The sequence below is a fragment of the Paracoccus beibuensis genome (genome assembly GCF_026162625.1).
GTDB lineage: Bacteria > Pseudomonadota > Alphaproteobacteria > Rhodobacterales > Rhodobacteraceae > Paracoccus > Paracoccus beibuensis.
This window is the reverse complement of sequence record NZ_JAOTBD010000007.1, coordinates 13,706-29,650: the sequence shown is the minus strand read 5'-3', so window position 1 is coordinate 29,650 and position 15,945 is coordinate 13,706. Positions and strand designations below refer to the sequence as shown.

The following is a 15,945-nucleotide window of genomic DNA, read 5'->3' as shown; positions in this document are numbered from 1 at the left end:
TCATCCTTCGGCTCTTTCGATCTGCAGCGCGCGGTTCGCCTCGAATTGTTCCGCCCAAGCACGGGCGGCGGCACCGGGATCGGTGAAGTCGGGCAGTGCGAAGCCGCCGGAAGACTTTTCCTTACGCAGCCGCTCCAGGTCCTTAATGATCCGGTAGCGCCGGTCGGTACGGTATCCAGACACCAGCGTCAGGACCAGATATTCGGCGAGGTTGAAGCAATCGTAGGTGTTTCCGCGCTCGGTCTTGTACGTTCCTGAAAAGTCAGGAGCGTGAAGCCCGATGTCTGCAAGCATCTTGCTGATATCGGACATGACGTTGTCGTGACGCTTCTCGCATAACTTTGCGATCTCGCGGGACGACATCGGGACGACATGGTGACGGGACCGTTGCTATCTCCGCCGAATGGTATCATATTCATCTGCGATCCCTTCTGCACAGTTGGTTTCAACGAGGCCGTAGGGAATGCACTCCCTGCGGCCTTTCCTATTTCAAGTCCTTGCATGATCATCCTCCATCGCCTTCGCGAGGATGCGGTTGATCACATGGTTCTGCGACCGGTCTTCGCGCTTCGCCTTCATCTTGATCCAATTCTGGACTTCCTCCGGCATCCGCAGGCCAAACGGCGTCCGCTGCAATTCCACTTCGCATCTCCTTCTCTATAGAATTACCATAGTTCTACATTACCGTAATGCGATTGCAGGTCAAGCGGAAACATTACAGTAATGCGGTGATAACCGGCGGAGGCAGCAGTGGTAACAGTCGGGCGAGGCGCAGAGCAGTACACGGTCCGTTTGCCTGACGGGTTGCGGGATCGGATCAAGGCCGCCGCGGATGCCAAAGGCCGGAGCATGAACAGCGAGATCGTCGCGACGCTCCAAGAGAAGTACCCCGCCCTTGAGGATATCGATCGAGACATGCGGCGGATAGAGGCTGCGGTCCGCGCGGCAGCCTCATCGCGCGGGCCCTTGGATCGAGCTAGGAGATCCAAGGTGGCCCAGGAGGTCCTTGCAGGACTCCTCAATAAGATTTCGCGGCCTCCCGAGTGAGATGCGCGCGATGAGGACTGACTTGTCGACTATCCGCAACGAGCAGACAAAGCTGACGGCCACGTTCCTGAACGGCCTGGCTATTGCCTCCTTTGCTGTTGGCGGCCTGGCCCCGTCTGTCGGCATGGCCTCAGGTTCGGTCCCGGCCAGCCCGCTTGTTGCGTTTCTTATGGCTTATTGCCTGATCGCCTCTTTGGCCCTACATTTGATAGCACGACGCTTCTTGCGGAGGATGACGACATGACCGGCCTAGAGCTCTCACTGCTGATCACCCCAACCGCCGGCCTGCTGATCGCCGGGTTCCTCGTCTGGTTCACAAGGCGGCCGAAGCGGCGCGACCATCCGGCCGAATGATGGAGCCCGCCTCGCGGGAACGCTGGCTTCAAAACGAGATGGAGCGGGATGCAAAGAAGCATTTTGATCTGGGAAAAGAAATTGACCGACTTGAAATCATTCAAGTGGGCTTTATCTTTGCCACATGTCTCATTTTTGTACTCTATCGGATCTCTGCCGAGTATTACGACATCCAGATAATCGTGTCATCCGTCGCAATAGGCGTGTGCGCCCCGAAAGTCTTTAGTTGCATCGGCTTGCGGAAGCAGTAAAGGCGCCTGTTGGATCGTTGGCAAAAAGAAGGATGCGATCTTCGCGACGTCATCAGCCGGATGCGCTAGCGGCTCATCTCTTCCTTCAGCGGAGCCAAAATCTGACCGTCGATGATCCAGCGCCAATATGGCAGGGACACGAAGGGCGCCATGCGGCGAAGCAACGAGACATCGCCAGCGGACATGTCAACTCTCTCCCCGGTCTCGATGCCCTCCATGCTCCGGTTCGCCAGTCCGACCGTATCAACAATATCCGCCCCCAAGCCGAAGGTTGGGCCAAAGAACCCCGACCAGGTGTTCCGAGTCGCAAAGGGCGAATGCTCGAAGGCGAAAGGGGAGGTCTTCGCGAAGGTGGCGGAATTTATGCTGATCCCGGCGCCGTCAAAGAAGTACTTTAAGTTCAAGGAGCGGCTTGTGAAGGTCGGCGGGAGGGAGAGGGACTTCGCTCCGATTATCAAGGCAGAGCGGGAGAGGCTTTACGCCTGATTGACCCGGCCAGTTGGCTAGGCCCGGCTGCTCGCGCGGCCGGGTTGTTCTGCTAAGCACCTGCCAACATATATCGGGCAACCGCGGCTTCCTACCCTGCTCACGACCACAGCAGGGCAGGGCCAGATGACCGTTGAGAGCGCAACCAACAAGGCCGGGCCATTCGAAGTCGCGGCTTCCTTCGGCACGTTCCCCCGGAACTTCCGCGCGCAGGACGAAACGCACGTCCGGGTGATCCGCGTGAGGGGCGGCGAAGAAACCGACCTGACGTCCGGCGTCGGGCATACCGGCATCGGCGATGCGACCGGTTCCGTTGTGATCTCCAACGGCATTCAGTCCGGCGACCAGATATACCTGCTGCGCTCGGTGCCGCTGATCCAGCAGAGCGACTACAACAACCAGGGCCGGGTTCGACCGGATCAGGTCGAGAATGATTTCGACCTGCAGATGATGGCGATGCAGGATCTGGCCGAGCGGCAGTCCCGCGCACTGACGCTGGATGTCTCTTCGGACGTGTCGGGGTCCGAGGCCATGGCGGCAGCGGTAGCCGCGCCGGGCTACGCCGCGCTGGCGCAACAGGCTGCGGCCGAAGTGCGCGCCTTCCGGTTCGGCAACGCCTTCGACATCCGCGCATTCGGCGCACGGGCGCAGGCCGGGTTCGACAATGGCCCGGCGATCTCGGCGGCGATCCTGGCGGCCAGCAACGAGGCGGCCGGCGCGGTCATCATCCCGGCCGGCGAATACGAGACGCGGACCGCCATCGATGTGACGCTCGGCCAGTGCCGCGGACTGGCGATCCTTGGACAAGGCTCGAAAGCCTCGATCATCAAGGGCCCGGCCGGTACGTTCCATGGGCTGATGAAGATCACCCGGAGCCGCAAGGATCAGTTTCTGCAGGTTCAGGGGTTCAGCCTGCTCTGCGACAACCCTGCGGCGGAGGTGAACGAGCGCCCGCACGGCCTGCACTTTACCTCAACCATCGGCCTGAACCCGGACGCCTCGCCGATGACCGACTACGGGTACGGCAAGCGGCGCAACTTCATCGCCCGTGACCTTTTCGTCGGCGGCTACGACCGGGACTTCCCGTTCCGTGGACGCCTGCGCAACGGGATCATCTGCGAATTCGGGCGCTTTTCCGCTGATCGAGAATTGCACGGTCGACACGGGCTCACGATGGGAGGATCTGGCCGCCTTCCCGACGACCTACATCAACGGCATCGGGATCTACTTCAAGGACTGCTACTACGGCATGTGCATCGAGCCGCGGGTGTCGGGCCGCTGGCGGCACGGCATCCGGTTCGAGGGCAACATGTACCGGACCGGGAGCGTGCATGCAGATTTCGAAGGCGCCATCGTCTCCGGCGGCGAGGTCGTCGGCTGGCCCGAGATCGGCATCAGCATCAACCACCTGGCGCGTCTCGAGGACGAACCGTCGATGTCGTTTAAGGAGCCGGGTTTCTTCCTCAGCCGGACGCATGTCCACGCGCATCTTGCGGGTATTCGGGCGCATCATCACTCGCTGATCTCGATCCTGGACTGCAACATCGTGACGACCGATGGACAGGTGGCATCCGGCGCGCGGCGCCAGAACGAGTGCCACATCGACCTTCACGACGTTCACAGCGTGATCATCGACCACTGCCATTTCTGGGGGCAGGGCTACGACAACGGCGACACGGATTGCACCCGTGGCATCGTGATCAACGACAAGGTCAACCACGTCAGCATCAACGGCAACCACTTCATGCACCGCGGCATCGGGGTTCTGGTCGGCAACGCGGACGCGATGAACATCATGGTGGGGCCGACGAACGTCTGGGGCGGACGCGCGGTCGGCTCCAACGTCTACCAAGTGATCCAGCCTCGCATCCGGGTTCAGAAGCGGCCGGATGGTGCCGACGTCGTCATCCCCCGTATGCACGACGCCGCGGTGTACGACGGCCAGGTCTGCGCCAAGACGTTCGACCGCGGCCCCGGGTACTGGACGCAGGCCTTGGGCTGGGCGGAGATCGTCACGACGGTCCCAGGCGGCATGGACCCTCGTTTTACTCACGCACTGCAGTTGAACGCATCTGGTTGCGAGAGCCGTTGGGTGCCGGATCAACTTCCCAATGGGGCGACGCTCCGGGTGACTGCTGTGCTGCGGAATGCGCAGAACCCCTACGCCGTCAATCTCGGAGTGCAGGTCCGCAACGCAGCGGGAACCATCGTATCGAAGGTCCAGAGCGCGGCAACGGCCGGTCAGGCTGGCTGGGTAACGGCGTCGGTCGAGGTGCAGGCGACGGCTTTCGAGTGCGGCGCCGGCTGGCGGCCGCTGATCCAGATGGCAGGCATTGGGTCGAACACCAACGCAAACTGCCAGGTCGCCTATTTCGATATCGAGTGGGTCCGGCGGATGGTGTCGGCATGAGACGAAACCCGACTCTTCGCATCATGGAGATGATCGACCACGATGGGCGCGGCACGGAGTGGTTGACGTCTGCGCTCAAGATCGGAGCCGCGATCCAGTTGGCTCGACCAAAGGATACGCTGAACCTGGCTACGTATGCGGGCCTTCAGGAGATGGGCGTCAGCGAATTTGCCCTCGCCCTAGTGCTGCTTTTCTTCGGTGTCGTTCATATTGCCGCGCTCATCGTCAACGGCAGATGGAAGCGGACCCCCCAGTGGCGCGGGTTCTGCTGCTTGGTCGGGGCGGTGATCTTCACGGGCCTGGCCTATGTGACATGGCTATCACCCACGAGCGCCCCCGGTCTTCTCCCAGTGTTTTTCACGGTGCTGATCATCTTTGAGATTGTTGGCTGCCGAAGGGCCGGAGCGGATGACCGATGCTCGATCCCTCTGTAATCAAGTTTTTCGACGAGCATACAAAGCAGTTCGGCATCTGGGGATTGGTCGCCTTCGTCGGGCTCTACTGCATCCAGATATACATGACCGCCCGCCGCGCGACACCCGCCGCAGCGCTACGCGACGCCAGTCACGACGAGATCATGGGGACGCTCCGGAACGTGCAGACGTCGGTCGAGGCTCTGGGCCGCAAGCAGGACGCGCAGGCCGCCCGCCACGAGCAGATGCACGCGGATGGGGAGCGGGACCGCGAGAGCATCAAGCGCGACCTGGCGATGATGGTGGGCATCATCCAGGGCGGGCGGCGCCATGACTGAACCATCAGCGATTGGAGGACGAGATGACTGAGCAGACACCCGAAACCCCCGAGGACCGCGACACCGTCCTCCTTGCCAACTGGACCAAGATCCTGCGCCGCGCGTGGAGCGTGCGCTTCATGGGGCTGGCCGCCGTGCTGTCCGCCATCGAGGTGGGGCTTGCCCTGACCGACGCGCAGGCTCTCGGCCTCTCCCCCGGCACCTTCGCCGCGGCATCGGCCGTCGCCACGGCTGCCGCCCTTGTCGCGCGCCTCTGGGCGCAGCGCGATCTGGAGGAGTGACCATGTGCAGCAAGCGCACCACGAAAGGCGTCGCAGCCGGCGCGGCCGCCGTCATCGCCCTGGCCACGCCTTTCATCGCCGGATGGGAGGGCAAGCGCAACTACGCCTATATCCCGACCCCGGCGACCGGCCCACCATCTGCTACGGCAGCGCCGAGGGCGTGAGGCTGGGCGACTACAAGACCGACGCCGAGTGCGAGGCGCTGCTGCGGCAGGAGGTCGGCGAGTTCTGGGGCCGGATGGACCCCTGCGTGGCGGATACCGTACCGATCAGCGTGCAGGCCAGCATCCTCGAGCTTGGCTACAACGTCGGCACCGCGGCTGCCTGTCGGTCCACGATGGTCCGCAAGGCCAACGCCGGGGACTATGCCGGGGCCTGCGCCGAGCTTGACCGGTGGGTGAATGCCGGCGGCCGGCGCATCCGGGGGCTGGTGAACCGCCGCAACGCCAGCCAAGTCATGTGCGTGAGGGATCTGTGACCCGCTACCTCATCGCCGGCGCGCTGCTGCTGTCGCTGGCCGGGTTCGGCTGGTTCCAGACGCAGCGGGCGGGTCGACTGGCTGATCAGCTGGACGCGGCCGACGCGCAGCTGGTGGAATATGCCCGCGTGGCCGAGATCCAGCGCCAGTCGATCAAGCGGCTGCAGGCCATCGCGGAGGACAGCGCCGCGCTGGATCGAGAGTTTCAAGAAGGGGAGGGGGCCGATGCGCCGCTTAGCGATACTCTGCGTTCTGGTGCTGGTCGGCTGTGGCCCTGAACCTGTGCCCGTCGCGGTCCCTCCCGAGATGCTGACGCCGTGCCCGGGGTGGCATGGCAGGGTGCCGGAGACTGAGGGGGAGCTGCTGCGGGCGGCGCTGGCGGAGAAGACGGGCGGCTCTGCGCGAACGAGAAGCTGCGCGGGGTGGCCGAGATCGTTGGTTAGGGCAGGGCGGCTGATTCTGGCTATCTTGTGCCGGAAGCTGTGCCGTTCCCGGACTCTGATTTCAGAAAGCCTAGCATTTGCTGGTGCACCCGACAGGATTCGAACCTGTGACCTCTGCCTTCGGAGGGCAGCGCTCTATCCAGCTGAGCTACGGGTGCGGACGTGGTCTGATTAAACGGGACGACCACCCTCTGCAATGGTGAAAATCGTCACGACCAGTGTCGCGCGTCAGGAAATCGCGGTGATGATTGGCACGAAATCTGCTGCCTTGAGGCTGGCGCCGCCCACGAGGGCACCGTCGACGTTCGGAATTGCGAAGATTTCGGCCGCATTCCCCGCCTTGACGCTGCCGCCGTAGAGAAGCGTCACGTGTCCGCCGTCGGACAAGCGCGCGGCAAGGTCGCTGCGCAGCTTCTGATGGACCTCGGCGATCTGTGCGGCGTCGGGGACGCGGCCGGTGCCGATGGCCCAGATCGGCTCGTAGGCGATGACGGTGTTCGCGGCGGTCGCGCCTTCGGGAACCGACCCTGCCAGTTGCGAGGCGATGACCTCCAAGGTCCGTCCGGCGTCGCGCTGTTCCTCTGTCTCGCCCAAGCAGATGATCGCAACCAATCCGGTCGCATGGGCGGCGGCAGCCTTGGCCTGGACGACGGCGTCGGTTTCTCCGTGATCGGCCCGGCGTTCGGAATGGCCGACGATCACATGCGTCGCGCCCGCATCGCGCAGTTGCTGCGCCGAGACATCGCCGGTATGGGCGCCCGACATGTTGCCGTGGCAGTCCTGCGCGCCGACCCGGATGCGCCCTGCCGCGCGGGCCACCATCTGATGCACCAGCAGGGCCGGCGGGCAGACCAGCACCTCGCAACGGGCGCCGTCCGCGGCATCCGCGATACCTTCGATCTGGTCCAGCGCGGCCAGGTCGCCGTTCATCTTCCAGTTTCCAGCCACAAGCCTGCGCGGTGCCATGCTGATCCTCCCGTTGACGGCCGAGGCTTAGCCAGCGGGGCAGGGCGGGGCAACCGCGATAACGCTCACATGAGGTCAGTCTTGTGCGCGGCTGCCTTCAAGAGGCTCAAAGCGCACGGATTCGCCGCAGCCGCAGCTGTCGGTGACGTTCGGATTGCGGAACTTGAAGCCGGATTCCAGCAGGCCGGTTTCATAGTCGATCTCGGTCCCGAACAGGAACATTTGCGCCATGGGCGCGATCAGCACGCGCGCTCCGTCCTTGTCCACGACCTCGTCATTGGCGGCGGGCTCGGCCGCCAGCTCCATCGTGTATTCCATGCCCGCGCAACCGCCCTTCTTCAGGCCAATCCGCAGGCCGTAGGCGTCCTTGCCAGCCATCAAGCGCGATATCTGCGCGGCCGCCGCCGGCGTGATAGTCACAGGGGCAGTACCGGGGATCGAGAACATGGCGAATTCCTTTCGACGTCACACCAAGATAGGGACGCGGACCCCCTGGCTTCAAGCCTACATGAAGCCCAGTTCCAGCCGTGCCTCGTCCGACATCATGTCCATGCCCCATTGCGGCTGGAAGGTCATCTCGACATCGACCTGCTTGACGCCGGGCAGGGGTTCGACCGCGTCGGCAACCCAGCCCGGCATCTCGCCTGCCACGGGGCAGCCGGGGGCGGTCAGCGTCATGATGACCCGGACCTCGTTTTCCGGGTTGATGTCGATCGTGTAGATCAGGCCCAGGTCATAGATGTTCACCGGGATCTCGGGGTCGTAGACCGTCTTGCAGGCCTCGACGACGGATTCGTACAGCGGGTGGTCGGTGGACGAGGGCGCGATCAGCGGCGCGCCTTCCATCAGGGGTTCGGTCATCGGCTCATCCTTCAATTCCGACCGATTATATAGGGTGCCGCGGCGTCCCGGTCCAGTGGGCCGCATTGCGTGCGTCACGCCGCAGCGTTACAAGCGGCCGGTTCCGCAGACAGGCAGAAGCATGACGACGCGTTTCCAGTTCACCCTTCAAGCGACCGACGGCGCGGCGCGCACCGGCGTCATCGACACCGCGCGCGGACAGATCCGCACCCCGGCCTTCATGCCGGTCGGCACGGCGGCCACCGTCAAGGCGATGCTGCCCGAAAGCGTGGCCGCCACGGGGGCCGACATCCTGCTGGGCAACACCTATCACCTGATGCTGCGTCCCGGCGCCGAGCGCGTGGCGCGCATGGGCGGCCTGCACCGCTTCATGAACTGGGACCGGCCCATCCTGACCGATTCCGGCGGCTTTCAGGTCATGAGCCTGGCCGGCCTGCGCAAGCTGACCGAGGAAGGCGTGACGTTCTCCAGCCATGTCGACGGCTCCAAGCACCACCTGACGCCGGAACGCAGCATGGAGATCCAGCGCCTTCTGGGCAGCGACATCGTCATGGCCTTCGACGAATGTCCTGCCCTTCCCGCGACCGAAGACGCAGTGGCCGGTTCCATGCGCCTGTCGATGCGGTGGGCGCAGCGGTCGCGCGACGCCTTCGGCGACCGGCCGGGCCACGCCTTGTTCGGGATCATGCAGGGCGGCGTCACCCGCGAATTGCGCGAAGAATCGGCCGAGGCCCTGCGCGGCATCGGCTTTGACGGCTACGCCGTCGGCGGCCTGGCCGTGGGCGAGGGGCAGGACGCGATGTTCGGTGTGCTGGACTATGCGCCGGGTTTCCTGCCGCAGGACAAGCCGCGCTATCTGATGGGCGTGGGCAAGCCCGACGATATCGTGGGCGCCGTGCAGCGCGGCATCGACATGATGGATTGCGTGCTGCCGTCGCGGTCGGGCCGCACGGGGCAGGCCTGGACGCCCCGCGGGCAGGTCAACATCAAGAACGCGCGCCACCAGGACGACCCGCGCCCGCTGGATGAAACCTGCGACTGCCCCGCCTGCACCGGCTATTCCCGCGCCTATCTGCACCACGTCTTCCGCGCCGGAGAGATGATCAGCGGCATGCTGCTGACCTGGCACAACCTGCGCTATTACCAACGCCTGATGGGCGGATTGCGTGACGCGATCGCCCACCAGCGGCTTGACGCCTTCGTGACCGAGTTCCACGCGGACAGGGCCAAGGGCGACATCGAACCGCTCTGAAGGTCGCATCCGGGCGCAAATATGCCGCATGGCACTTGGCGGCGGTCGTGGCACGGTCTATCTTGAACCTGTTCTCAGGGCGGGGTGAAATTCCCCACCGGCGGTCACAGCCCGCGAGCGCCCTTCCGGTGGAAGGGGTCAGCAGATCCGGTGAAACTCCGGGGCCGACGGTATAGTCCGGATGAAAGAGAACCGCGCCTGGCCCGTCCCGGGGCCATGCGTGGTGATTGCCTTGGGACCTGACGCAACGTATCGTAAGGTTCCTGAAAGATGACCAAATCCCCCCGTATCGCCTTCATCAAGGCCCGCTGGCACGCCGATGTCGTGGACCGCGCCCATGACGGTTTCCTGGCCGAAGCCGCCCACCTGATTCCCGGCGCCCAGGTCGAAGGCTGGGACGTTCCTGGCGCGTTCGAGATGCCGCTGCTGGCCAAGAAGCTGGCCCAGACCGGCAAGTATGACGCCGTGGTCGCCGCAGCACTGGTCGTGGACGGCGGCATCTATCGCCATGACTTCGTTGCGCAGGCCGTCGTGTCAGGCTTGATGCAGGCGGGGCTTGAAACCGGTGTGCCGTGCTTCTCGGTCTCGCTGACGCCGCATAACTATCAGGAGACCGAGCTGCTGACGGGTTTCTACCGCGAGCACTTCGTCAAGAAGGGCGCCGAGGCCGCCAACGCCGTGGCCCAGATGCTGGCGGTCGAGGGTCGGCTAGCCGCATTGGATCAGGCCGACGCCGCCTGATCCCTTCGCAGACGATGCCGCGTCGGCAGCGTCGTCTGCATCTGCTCAGGTTTCTCCTCGCGCGAGAGTTCGCTGTGGTCTGGCGCAGCGGGAGAGAGACCGGCGATGGCCGACAGGTCAGGCCGCGGCAGCTGGCCGACTGTCCCATCAGGCGCAAGATCAAGGCAGCGTACGCGCCTGCTCGTTCCAGACCAGTCGGTCGGGCCTCCGCCCACTATGGTCAAGACCTGCGCCATTTGCGGTGACGCCCCTGCCGTCAGCTTGGCGGCGGCGTCACGGTATGTCAGCAGCGCCCCCAGCCAAGCGGTCGCCCTCCGCGGCGCCGCGACCGGTTCGCCCGTTCTGCCGCATCCGAGGTCGCATTGCGCCCGCCGCCGCGTAGAATTTCCTCAAGCCGTGCGACTTGCCTCGTCGGAGTTCGTGACGCGCCCGTGGTTCAGCACGAGCCATGACGAGATTACGCGCCTGCAGTCCTAGCCAACCTCCCACACCAGTGGGCGCAGTGGCAGCGGCTGCATGATACCGGGCGGCCGCCGCGACGAGACGCGTCAGGAACGAGATCGTCCGCTAGACAGGCTTATGACCGGATCTGGTGTCACTTCATCAGTCGGTATCGGTCGCCGGCGTCGTAGATCCCGGTCCTTATCCGCAGTTTGCTGCAGCTGCGCGGCGCATTGATCGAATTGGCTGGTGCCCGCCGCGCCCTGTCAGCCCGAGAATTATGAGATGACCGCCATAGCGATGCACTCTTCAGCTGCTAGAGAGGTTTCCGCGCGGGCAGGGCACCTCGTCAAAGTTGTCTGGCTTCGCGATGATGCGTCTGTGGGCAGTCGCGGTGACGCGGTCGCCGAGCCGCCGTTCCGTGGCTCCGCAGGTGGACGATTCCATGCTGATCACTGCGAATGACACTCTCCTGACGCTCGTGATCGTGCCGAAGGACGGCCGTCAAGCGTGGCGATGGCCGAGTTGCTTCGCGACTATCGATATCATCCGCGGGTCGCCTCGGGGCTCTACCAGCTCCTCGAGGTCGCGATCGGCGACAGCGGGCTGTTTCCGAACCCCCTCGTGAGGTGTCGATCCGCAGGCGGCCCTAGACATTGGGGAACCGGGCGACCCGCCGGCGAGGGTCCGTGCGGCTCTCAGACGCGAACTTCCCAGGCGATAACCGCTGCTCGTTCAGATGTGTCTGGTGGTGATGGGGACGCGGTTTCCCGCGCCCCCGGACGGCGTCACTGGTCCAGCACGAAGGGCGCGCTGTATTGATCGACGTTCTCGGGCGTGATCAGCAGGCAATCGAACAATTGCTTTTCGACGTCGACACCGGTCTCGCCGGTCTTGATGAAGTTGTCGGCCTGGCGCACGGCCTCCTCGCTGAAGATCGCGACGGGCTGGAGAACAGTATAGGCCATCTCTCCGGCCTTCACCGCGTCCACCGCGTCCGGAGAGCCGTCGAAGCCGCCGACCACGATGTTCTCCAGCTGGCCCGCCTCTTTCAGTGCCGCGATCGCACCGAGTGCCATCTCGTCGTTGCCCGAAATCACGCCGTTGATGTCAGGGTTCGCCTGCAACAGCGACTGCATGCTCTGATAGCCTTCGGTACGATCCCAGTTGGCGACTTCCTCGCCGACCTTTTCGTATTCGGGGTACTGGCTCAGCACGGTCTCGTAGCCGTTCGACCGGGTCTGGGCGTTGTTGTCGGACGGTGCGCCGAATAGTTCGACGTACTTGCCGCCCTCGGTGCCCATCGCCTCGACCCAGGCCTGTGCACCAAGCGCCGCGCCCTGGGCGTTGTTCGACACCAGCTGCGCCTTGGCCAGGCCCTCCTGGTTGATCTCGGCGTTGACCAGGAACACCGGGATGCCCGCATCGACGGCCTTCTGGACGGCGCCGACCGAACCGTCGGCGTTGGCCGGGTCCAGGATGATCGCGACCGACTGGTTGGTGATCGCGGTGTCGATCAGCGTGCTTTCGGTATTGGTGTCGCCGCGATGGGCGGCCACGTTGGCGGTATAGCCCAGTTCCTCGGCGGTGGCCTTGGCGACCTCGCCTTCGGTGAACCAGTAGGGGTTGGCTGGATCGTTTACGATCACGGTGATCAGCCCCTCGGCCCAGGCCGAGCCGGCCATCAGCGGCACGGTGGCCACGGCCGCCATCAGCATCCGACGCGTCATCTTCATCATCTCTCTCTCCCTTTGGGTGGTTGTGCCGCTTGGGCAGCGTTCCCGCCGCGGGCCTGCCCGGCCCGGGGCGAATTCCGGATGCGGGGTCAGCCCTTGCGGGCGCCGCCGCCGTATTGAAGCGAGTTCATCAGCACGGCCAGAACGATCACCGCACCGGTGAAGACCGTCTGCCAATACGAACTGACGCCGATGATCACCAGGCCCGCCGACAGGAAGCCGATCACGAAAGCGCCCAGCATCGTGCCGCGCACGTTGCCGCGCCCGCCCGTCAGGGCCGCGCCGCCGATCACGACCGCGGCAATGGCCGTCAGTTCATAGGTCATCCCCGCCGTCGGCCCGGCCGAGGTCAGCTGCGAGGCCAGCACAAGGCCCGCGACGGCGGCCAGCATGCCGGACACGACATAGACGGTGATCTTGACCCGCTTGACCGGCACACCCGACAGTTCAGCCGCACGTTCGTTCCCGCCCGAGGCATAGAGCCAGCGCCCGAAGGCCGACCGCTGCAGCATCAGCCCCGCTGCGATGGCAATCACCGCCAGGACGATCACGCTGATCGGCACCCCCCCGAGGCGATAGAAACCCAGCCAGTTGAAGCCGGTGTTACCCAGTTCCTCGGAACCGCGGAGGTTGTTGTAGGTCAGCCCGTTCGTCATCAGCAGCGCGACACCCCGCGCCACGTACATGACGCCGAGCGTGGCGACGAAGGGCGGAACCTTGAAGAAGGCGACCAGTACGCCGTTCACCGCGCCGACCGCCGCGCCCACGCATAGCGTCAGCACCACGACCGCCCAGACCGGCGGGTAGAGGATGACGCCAAGCGCGTCGATCTCGATCCCCTGCATCATGGCGCCGGCGCAGACGCCCGCCAGCGCAAGGATGGATCCCACCGACAGGTCGATGCCGCCGTTCAGGATCACCAGCAGCATGCCCACGGACAGGATGCCGAAGATCGCAACCTGGCTGGACATGATCAGGAAGTTGCCAAGCGTGAAGTAGTTCGGCGACAGGAAGGAAAAGACCGCGATGATGGCGATCAGGGCGAAAAAGGCGCGCCCCTCCAGCAGCAGGCGGCCGATGTTCATCTGGCGGCCTTTCGCGGGGGCGGTGGTGGTGGTTGCGGACATGGGTTCCTCCCTCGCGGTCTCAGGCGGCCACGGACTCGCCCGAGGCGGCCATGATCTTTTCCTTGGAAACGCTGCTGTCGAATTCGGCCGAGATGCGGCCCTTGTGCATGACGATGATGCGGTGCGCGATGGACAGGCACTCGCTGACTTCGGAGGTCGAATAGATGACCGCCAGCCCCTGCCGCGCGCCTTCGGCCAGCAGCCTGAAGACCTCGGCCTTGGCGCCGATGTCGATGCCGCGCGACGGTTCGTCCAGCAAAATGACGCGGGGCTGTGTCGCGAGGATCTTGCCGATCACGACTTTCTGCTGGTTGCCGCCGGACAGCGACCCGATGGCGGCATGGCCGCCTGATGTCTTGACCGTCACCTGCCGGATCGAATCGTCGATCAGCTGCCGTTCGTCGCGGCGGCTGGTGAACATCCCGCGCGTGAAGCGCCCGATCGAGGCCAGCGACAGGTTCTGACCGACGCTCATGGTCTGGACCAGGCCGTCGCGCTGTCGATCCTCGGGAACCAAGGCCAGCCCACGGGCGATGCGTTCGGCGATGGACAGGTGCGATATCTCGTGCCCTTCCAGCACGATTTCCCCGCCCGACGCCGACAGCCGGCCGGCGACGGTTTCCAGCAGTTCGGTCCGGCCGGCGCCCATCAGGCCATAGATGCAGACGATCTCGCCTTCGCGGACGTTCAGGTTCATGCCGCGCACCAGGTCCTGCCCGGTCGTGTCCGGCACCGACAGGTCGCGGATCGACAGGGCAACCTTGCCGATCATGGTCTGCGGGGGCGATCCTAGGTCATAGTTCTCGCCCACCATGTTGCGCACGATCCAGTCGAGGTCGATCTCGGCCCGCGGGGCATAGGCGGTCATGTTGCCGTCGCGCAGCACCACGGCGTGGTCGGTGATGGTCAGCGCCTCTTCCAGGTGGTGCGAGATATAGACGATGCTGACGCCCTTGGCGGTCAGGTCGCGGATCACCTTGAACAGCACCTCGACCTCGGATGCCGACAGCGCGCTGGTCGGTTCGTCCATGATCAGGATGCGGCTGTCCACCGACAAGGCGCGGGCGATCTCGACGATCTGCTGCTGGCCGAGGCGCAGGTCCTCGACCGGGGTTAGCGGGTGGATGTCTTCCTCCAGCTCCTCCATCAGGGCGCGGACCTGGCGTTCCTCCTCGGCGAAGTCGACGCCGGTGGGGCCCTTGATCTCTCGGCCCATGAAGATGTTGTCGCGCACCGACAGGTTCGGGGCCAGCGACAGTTCCTGATGGATGATGGAAATCCCCCGGTCGCGCGCGTCATTTGCATTGGCGAAGGCCACCGGCTGCCCGTCCAGCACGATCTGTCCGGTGGTCGGCTGGATCACGCCCGACAGGATCTTCATCAGCGTGGACTTGCCCGCGCCGTTTTCGCCAAACAGGGTGGTGACCTGGCCGCGATGGATGTCGAAGTTGACGCCCTTCAGCGCATGCACCTGGCCATAGGACTTGGCGACGTTGCGGGCGGCGAGGACGACTTCGTCTGTGGTCTCGCGGGTCATTGGACCTCCATCGCGACGGGGGTGATCATCCAGTTGCGCGGGTTGATCAGGCGGAACGCGCCGGTGACGGTGACTTGCTTGCCGGTTAGGTTTGCCGTGTCGATCGGCGCCAGCACCTCGGCCGCCATGGCGCGGTTGATGCCCGACCCGGCGTCCTGGTATTCGATTTGGTTCTTGAACTCGCCAAAGGCGATGTCGCCCGGCGCGTCGCGAAGGTCGGTGCCATTGATCGCCGGGCCTGTCTGAACGCGAACGGTCAGATCCTCGGGCAGGCCATCGACGGTCAGGGGATAGACGCCGGCGCGCGGTTCTCCCGCAACGCCCGTCACGGTCGTCATCATGATCGCCCCGGTCGAGGCGGGGGTGCCGTATTCCGCGACGGCGGCCTCCTGGTCGGCACCGATGGCGGCAGCCAGATCAGTCGCGGGCACGGCCCGTTCGATCACGACGTCACGGATGCGCGGAAATGCCTCGGCGCCATAGGCATCGGGGGAAAACGCCTGCTGGCGCACGTCCGATTCCGAACCGACGCGCACCACGGTCGTGTCGAGCGCGATGGCGCCCAGGACGGCGGCGCCCAGGATCAACGACAGGTAGAGGCCACGGCGCGACGAAGCTGGGGCCTTGGGGGCGGGGGCGGACATGGTCATGGTCTGGCCTCGGACTGGCAGGGGGTGGGAGTAGTCGGGCAGGCGCCGAACACCGTCATCTCGCACAAGGTTCGTGCGACCGACGCCGTGAGGCAAGAGCGAGCTTGAGCATATGGATGCACCACGTCACCCG

22 protein-coding genes, 1 tRNA gene and 1 riboswitch are annotated in these 15,945 nt (G+C 64.7%); of the genes, 12 read left to right on the top strand and 11 right to left on the bottom strand.

Annotation, left to right across the window (positions count from 1 at the left end):
- Entirely contained in the window at positions 1-363 is a 363-nt protein-coding gene (locus OC159_RS06825) for a Rha family transcriptional regulator (RefSeq protein WP_265500407.1), read from the bottom strand.
- A gap of 126 nt (positions 364-489) precedes the next feature.
- Positions 490-642: an Arc family DNA-binding protein gene (locus OC159_RS06820; RefSeq protein WP_265500406.1), complete on the bottom strand. Its 153-nt coding sequence runs from the start codon at positions 640-642 to the stop codon at positions 490-492.
- Positions 643-750: 108 nt separating this feature from the next.
- Between OC159_RS06820 and OC159_RS20115 the strand changes: the two genes are divergently transcribed.
- Positions 751-1,047, top strand: coding sequence for an Arc family DNA-binding protein (locus tag OC159_RS20115; protein WP_407674067.1), 297 nt, complete (start codon positions 751-753; stop codon positions 1,045-1,047).
- Between the two features lie 350 nt (positions 1,048-1,397).
- Positions 1,398-1,652 (top strand): hypothetical protein, encoded by a 255-nt coding sequence (locus tag OC159_RS06815; protein WP_265500405.1) that lies wholly within the window; start codon positions 1,398-1,400, stop codon positions 1,650-1,652.
- A 65-nt stretch (positions 1,653-1,717) separates the two neighbouring features.
- Here OC159_RS06815 and OC159_RS06810 read toward each other — a convergent pair whose 3' ends face one another.
- Complete coding sequence (locus tag OC159_RS06810) at positions 1,718-1,870, bottom strand: hypothetical protein (RefSeq protein ID WP_265500404.1); 153 nt, start codon at positions 1,868-1,870, stop codon at positions 1,718-1,720.
- Here OC159_RS06810 and OC159_RS06805 point away from each other — a divergent pair.
- From OC159_RS06805 to OC159_RS06770, 8 genes are all read left to right on the top strand, one after another.
- Positions 1,869-2,138 carry a hypothetical protein gene (locus tag OC159_RS06805; RefSeq protein ID WP_265500403.1) on the top strand — a complete coding sequence of 90 codons (270 nt, stop codon included), beginning with the start codon at positions 1,869-1,871 and terminating at the stop codon, positions 2,136-2,138. The genes OC159_RS06810 and OC159_RS06805 overlap by 2 nt on opposite strands.
- Positions 2,139-2,264: 126 nt before the next feature.
- Entirely contained in the window at positions 2,265-3,584 is a 1,320-nt protein-coding gene (locus tag OC159_RS06800; RefSeq protein WP_265500402.1) for a hypothetical protein, read from the top strand.
- 987 nt (positions 3,585-4,571) lie between these two features.
- Positions 4,572-4,982, top strand: coding sequence for a hypothetical protein (locus OC159_RS06795; protein ID WP_265500401.1), 411 nt, complete (start codon positions 4,572-4,574; stop codon positions 4,980-4,982).
- Positions 4,964-5,299 (top strand): hypothetical protein, encoded by a 336-nt coding sequence (locus OC159_RS06790; protein ID WP_265500400.1) that lies wholly within the window; start codon positions 4,964-4,966, stop codon positions 5,297-5,299. The genes OC159_RS06795 and OC159_RS06790 overlap by 19 nt, the downstream gene beginning before the upstream one ends.
- Positions 5,300-5,322: 23 nt before the next feature.
- Positions 5,323-5,580 (top strand): DUF7940 domain-containing protein, encoded by a 258-nt coding sequence (locus OC159_RS06785; RefSeq protein ID WP_265500399.1) that lies wholly within the window; start codon positions 5,323-5,325, stop codon positions 5,578-5,580.
- Positions 5,581-5,582: 2 nt separating this feature from the next.
- Positions 5,583-5,744, top strand: coding sequence for a hypothetical protein (locus OC159_RS06780; RefSeq protein ID WP_265500398.1), 162 nt, complete (start codon positions 5,583-5,585; stop codon positions 5,742-5,744).
- Complete coding sequence (locus tag OC159_RS06775; protein WP_407674071.1) at positions 5,717-6,058, top strand: lysozyme; 342 nt, start codon at positions 5,717-5,719, stop codon at positions 6,056-6,058. The genes OC159_RS06780 and OC159_RS06775 overlap by 28 nt, the downstream gene beginning before the upstream one ends.
- Positions 6,055-6,336, top strand: coding sequence for a hypothetical protein (locus tag OC159_RS06770; RefSeq protein ID WP_265500396.1), 282 nt, complete (start codon positions 6,055-6,057; stop codon positions 6,334-6,336). The genes OC159_RS06775 and OC159_RS06770 overlap by 4 nt, the downstream gene beginning before the upstream one ends.
- A 246-nt stretch (positions 6,337-6,582) precedes the next feature.
- Here the strand turns inward: OC159_RS06770 and OC159_RS06765 are convergent.
- The 4 genes from OC159_RS06765 to OC159_RS06750 all read right to left on the bottom strand — a co-directional run bounded on the left by OC159_RS06765 (position 6,583) and on the right by OC159_RS06750 (position 8,328).
- Positions 6,583-6,659, bottom strand: a tRNA-Arg gene (locus OC159_RS06765).
- 70 nt (positions 6,660-6,729) lie between these two features.
- Positions 6,730-7,467, bottom strand: a complete 738-nt coding sequence (gene tpiA, locus OC159_RS06760) for a triose-phosphate isomerase (protein ID WP_265500395.1) — start codon at positions 7,465-7,467, stop codon at positions 6,730-6,732.
- A gap of 75 nt (positions 7,468-7,542) precedes the next feature.
- Positions 7,543-7,914, bottom strand: a complete 372-nt coding sequence (locus OC159_RS06755; protein WP_265500394.1) for a HesB/IscA family protein — start codon at positions 7,912-7,914, stop codon at positions 7,543-7,545.
- Positions 7,915-7,971: 57 nt separating this feature from the next.
- Positions 7,972-8,328: an SUF system Fe-S cluster assembly protein gene (locus tag OC159_RS06750; RefSeq protein ID WP_265500393.1), complete on the bottom strand. Its 357-nt coding sequence runs from the start codon at positions 8,326-8,328 to the stop codon at positions 7,972-7,974.
- A 121-nt stretch (positions 8,329-8,449) separates the two neighbouring features.
- Here OC159_RS06750 and tgt point away from each other — a divergent pair, with 121 nt between their 5' ends.
- Together tgt and OC159_RS06740 are read left to right on the top strand one after the other, a co-directional pair.
- Positions 8,450-9,580 carry a tRNA guanosine(34) transglycosylase Tgt gene (gene tgt, locus OC159_RS06745; RefSeq protein ID WP_265500392.1) on the top strand — a complete coding sequence of 377 codons (1,131 nt, stop codon included), beginning with the start codon at positions 8,450-8,452 and terminating at the stop codon, positions 9,578-9,580.
- A gap of 66 nt (positions 9,581-9,646) precedes the next feature.
- Positions 9,647-9,777: riboswitch (FMN riboswitch) on the top strand.
- Between the two features lie 73 nt (positions 9,778-9,850).
- The gene (locus OC159_RS06740) at positions 9,851-10,321 is read left to right on the top strand and encodes a 6,7-dimethyl-8-ribityllumazine synthase (protein ID WP_265500391.1); all 471 of its coding nucleotides are present in this window, start codon (positions 9,851-9,853) and stop codon (positions 10,319-10,321) included.
- 1,229 nt (positions 10,322-11,550) lie between these two features.
- Here the strand turns inward: OC159_RS06740 and OC159_RS06735 are convergent.
- The 4 genes from OC159_RS06735 to OC159_RS06720 form a co-directional block, all read right to left on the bottom strand.
- Positions 11,551-12,501, bottom strand: a complete 951-nt coding sequence (locus OC159_RS06735; RefSeq protein ID WP_322626714.1) for a D-ribose ABC transporter substrate-binding protein — start codon at positions 12,499-12,501, stop codon at positions 11,551-11,553.
- Between the two features lie 86 nt (positions 12,502-12,587).
- Complete coding sequence (locus OC159_RS06730) at positions 12,588-13,625, bottom strand: ABC transporter permease (RefSeq protein ID WP_265500390.1); 1,038 nt, start codon at positions 13,623-13,625, stop codon at positions 12,588-12,590.
- Between the two features lie 19 nt (positions 13,626-13,644).
- Positions 13,645-15,162 (bottom strand): sugar ABC transporter ATP-binding protein, encoded by a 1,518-nt coding sequence (locus OC159_RS06725; protein ID WP_265500389.1) that lies wholly within the window; start codon positions 15,160-15,162, stop codon positions 13,645-13,647.
- The gene (locus tag OC159_RS06720) at positions 15,159-15,812 is read right to left on the bottom strand and encodes a DUF2291 family protein (RefSeq protein ID WP_265500388.1); all 654 of its coding nucleotides are present in this window, start codon (positions 15,810-15,812) and stop codon (positions 15,159-15,161) included. The genes OC159_RS06725 and OC159_RS06720 overlap by 4 nt, the downstream gene beginning before the upstream one ends.
- Positions 15,813-15,945: the final 133 nt, after the last annotated feature.

What these genes read in the sequence shown, in the direction of transcription:
- OC159_RS06755 (WP_265500394.1), bottom strand. Translation starts at nt 7,914, where the DNA reads ATGTTCTCGATCCCCGGTACTGCCCCTGTGACTATCACGCCGGCGGCG.
- OC159_RS06810 (WP_265500404.1), bottom strand. Translation starts at nt 1,870, where the DNA reads ATGGAGGGCATCGAGACCGGGGAGAGAGTTGACATGTCCGCTGGCGAT.
- OC159_RS06780 (WP_265500398.1), top strand. Translation starts at nt 5,583, where the DNA reads ATGTGCAGCAAGCGCACCACGAAAGGCGTCGCAGCCGGCGCGGCCGCC.
- OC159_RS06730 (WP_265500390.1), bottom strand. Translation starts at nt 13,625, where the DNA reads ATGTCCGCAACCACCACCACCGCCCCCGCGAAAGGCCGCCAGATGAAC.
- tgt (WP_265500392.1), top strand. Translation starts at nt 8,450, where the DNA reads ATGACGACGCGTTTCCAGTTCACCCTTCAAGCGACCGACGGCGCGGCG.
- OC159_RS06740 (WP_265500391.1), top strand. Translation starts at nt 9,851, where the DNA reads ATGACCAAATCCCCCCGTATCGCCTTCATCAAGGCCCGCTGGCACGCC.
- OC159_RS06785 (WP_265500399.1), top strand. Translation starts at nt 5,323, where the DNA reads ATGACTGAGCAGACACCCGAAACCCCCGAGGACCGCGACACCGTCCTC.
- OC159_RS06790 (WP_265500400.1), top strand. Translation starts at nt 4,964, where the DNA reads ATGCTCGATCCCTCTGTAATCAAGTTTTTCGACGAGCATACAAAGCAG.
- OC159_RS06750 (WP_265500393.1), bottom strand. Translation starts at nt 8,328, where the DNA reads ATGACCGAACCCCTGATGGAAGGCGCGCCGCTGATCGCGCCCTCGTCC.
- tpiA (WP_265500395.1), bottom strand. Translation starts at nt 7,467, where the DNA reads ATGGCACCGCGCAGGCTTGTGGCTGGAAACTGGAAGATGAACGGCGAC.
- OC159_RS06735 (WP_322626714.1), bottom strand. Translation starts at nt 12,501, where the DNA reads ATGATGAAGATGACGCGTCGGATGCTGATGGCGGCCGTGGCCACCGTG.
- OC159_RS06800 (WP_265500402.1), top strand. Translation starts at nt 2,265, where the DNA reads ATGACCGTTGAGAGCGCAACCAACAAGGCCGGGCCATTCGAAGTCGCG.
- OC159_RS06815 (WP_265500405.1), top strand. Translation starts at nt 1,398, where the DNA reads ATGATGGAGCCCGCCTCGCGGGAACGCTGGCTTCAAAACGAGATGGAG.
- OC159_RS06725 (WP_265500389.1), bottom strand. Translation starts at nt 15,162, where the DNA reads ATGACCCGCGAGACCACAGACGAAGTCGTCCTCGCCGCCCGCAACGTC.
- OC159_RS06805 (WP_265500403.1), top strand. Translation starts at nt 1,869, where the DNA reads ATGCTCCGGTTCGCCAGTCCGACCGTATCAACAATATCCGCCCCCAAG.
- OC159_RS06795 (WP_265500401.1), top strand. Translation starts at nt 4,572, where the DNA reads ATGGAGATGATCGACCACGATGGGCGCGGCACGGAGTGGTTGACGTCT.
- OC159_RS06720 (WP_265500388.1), bottom strand. Translation starts at nt 15,812, where the DNA reads ATGACCATGTCCGCCCCCGCCCCCAAGGCCCCAGCTTCGTCGCGCCGT.
- OC159_RS06825 (WP_265500407.1), bottom strand. Translation starts at nt 363, where the DNA reads ATGTCGTCCCGCGAGATCGCAAAGTTATGCGAGAAGCGTCACGACAAC.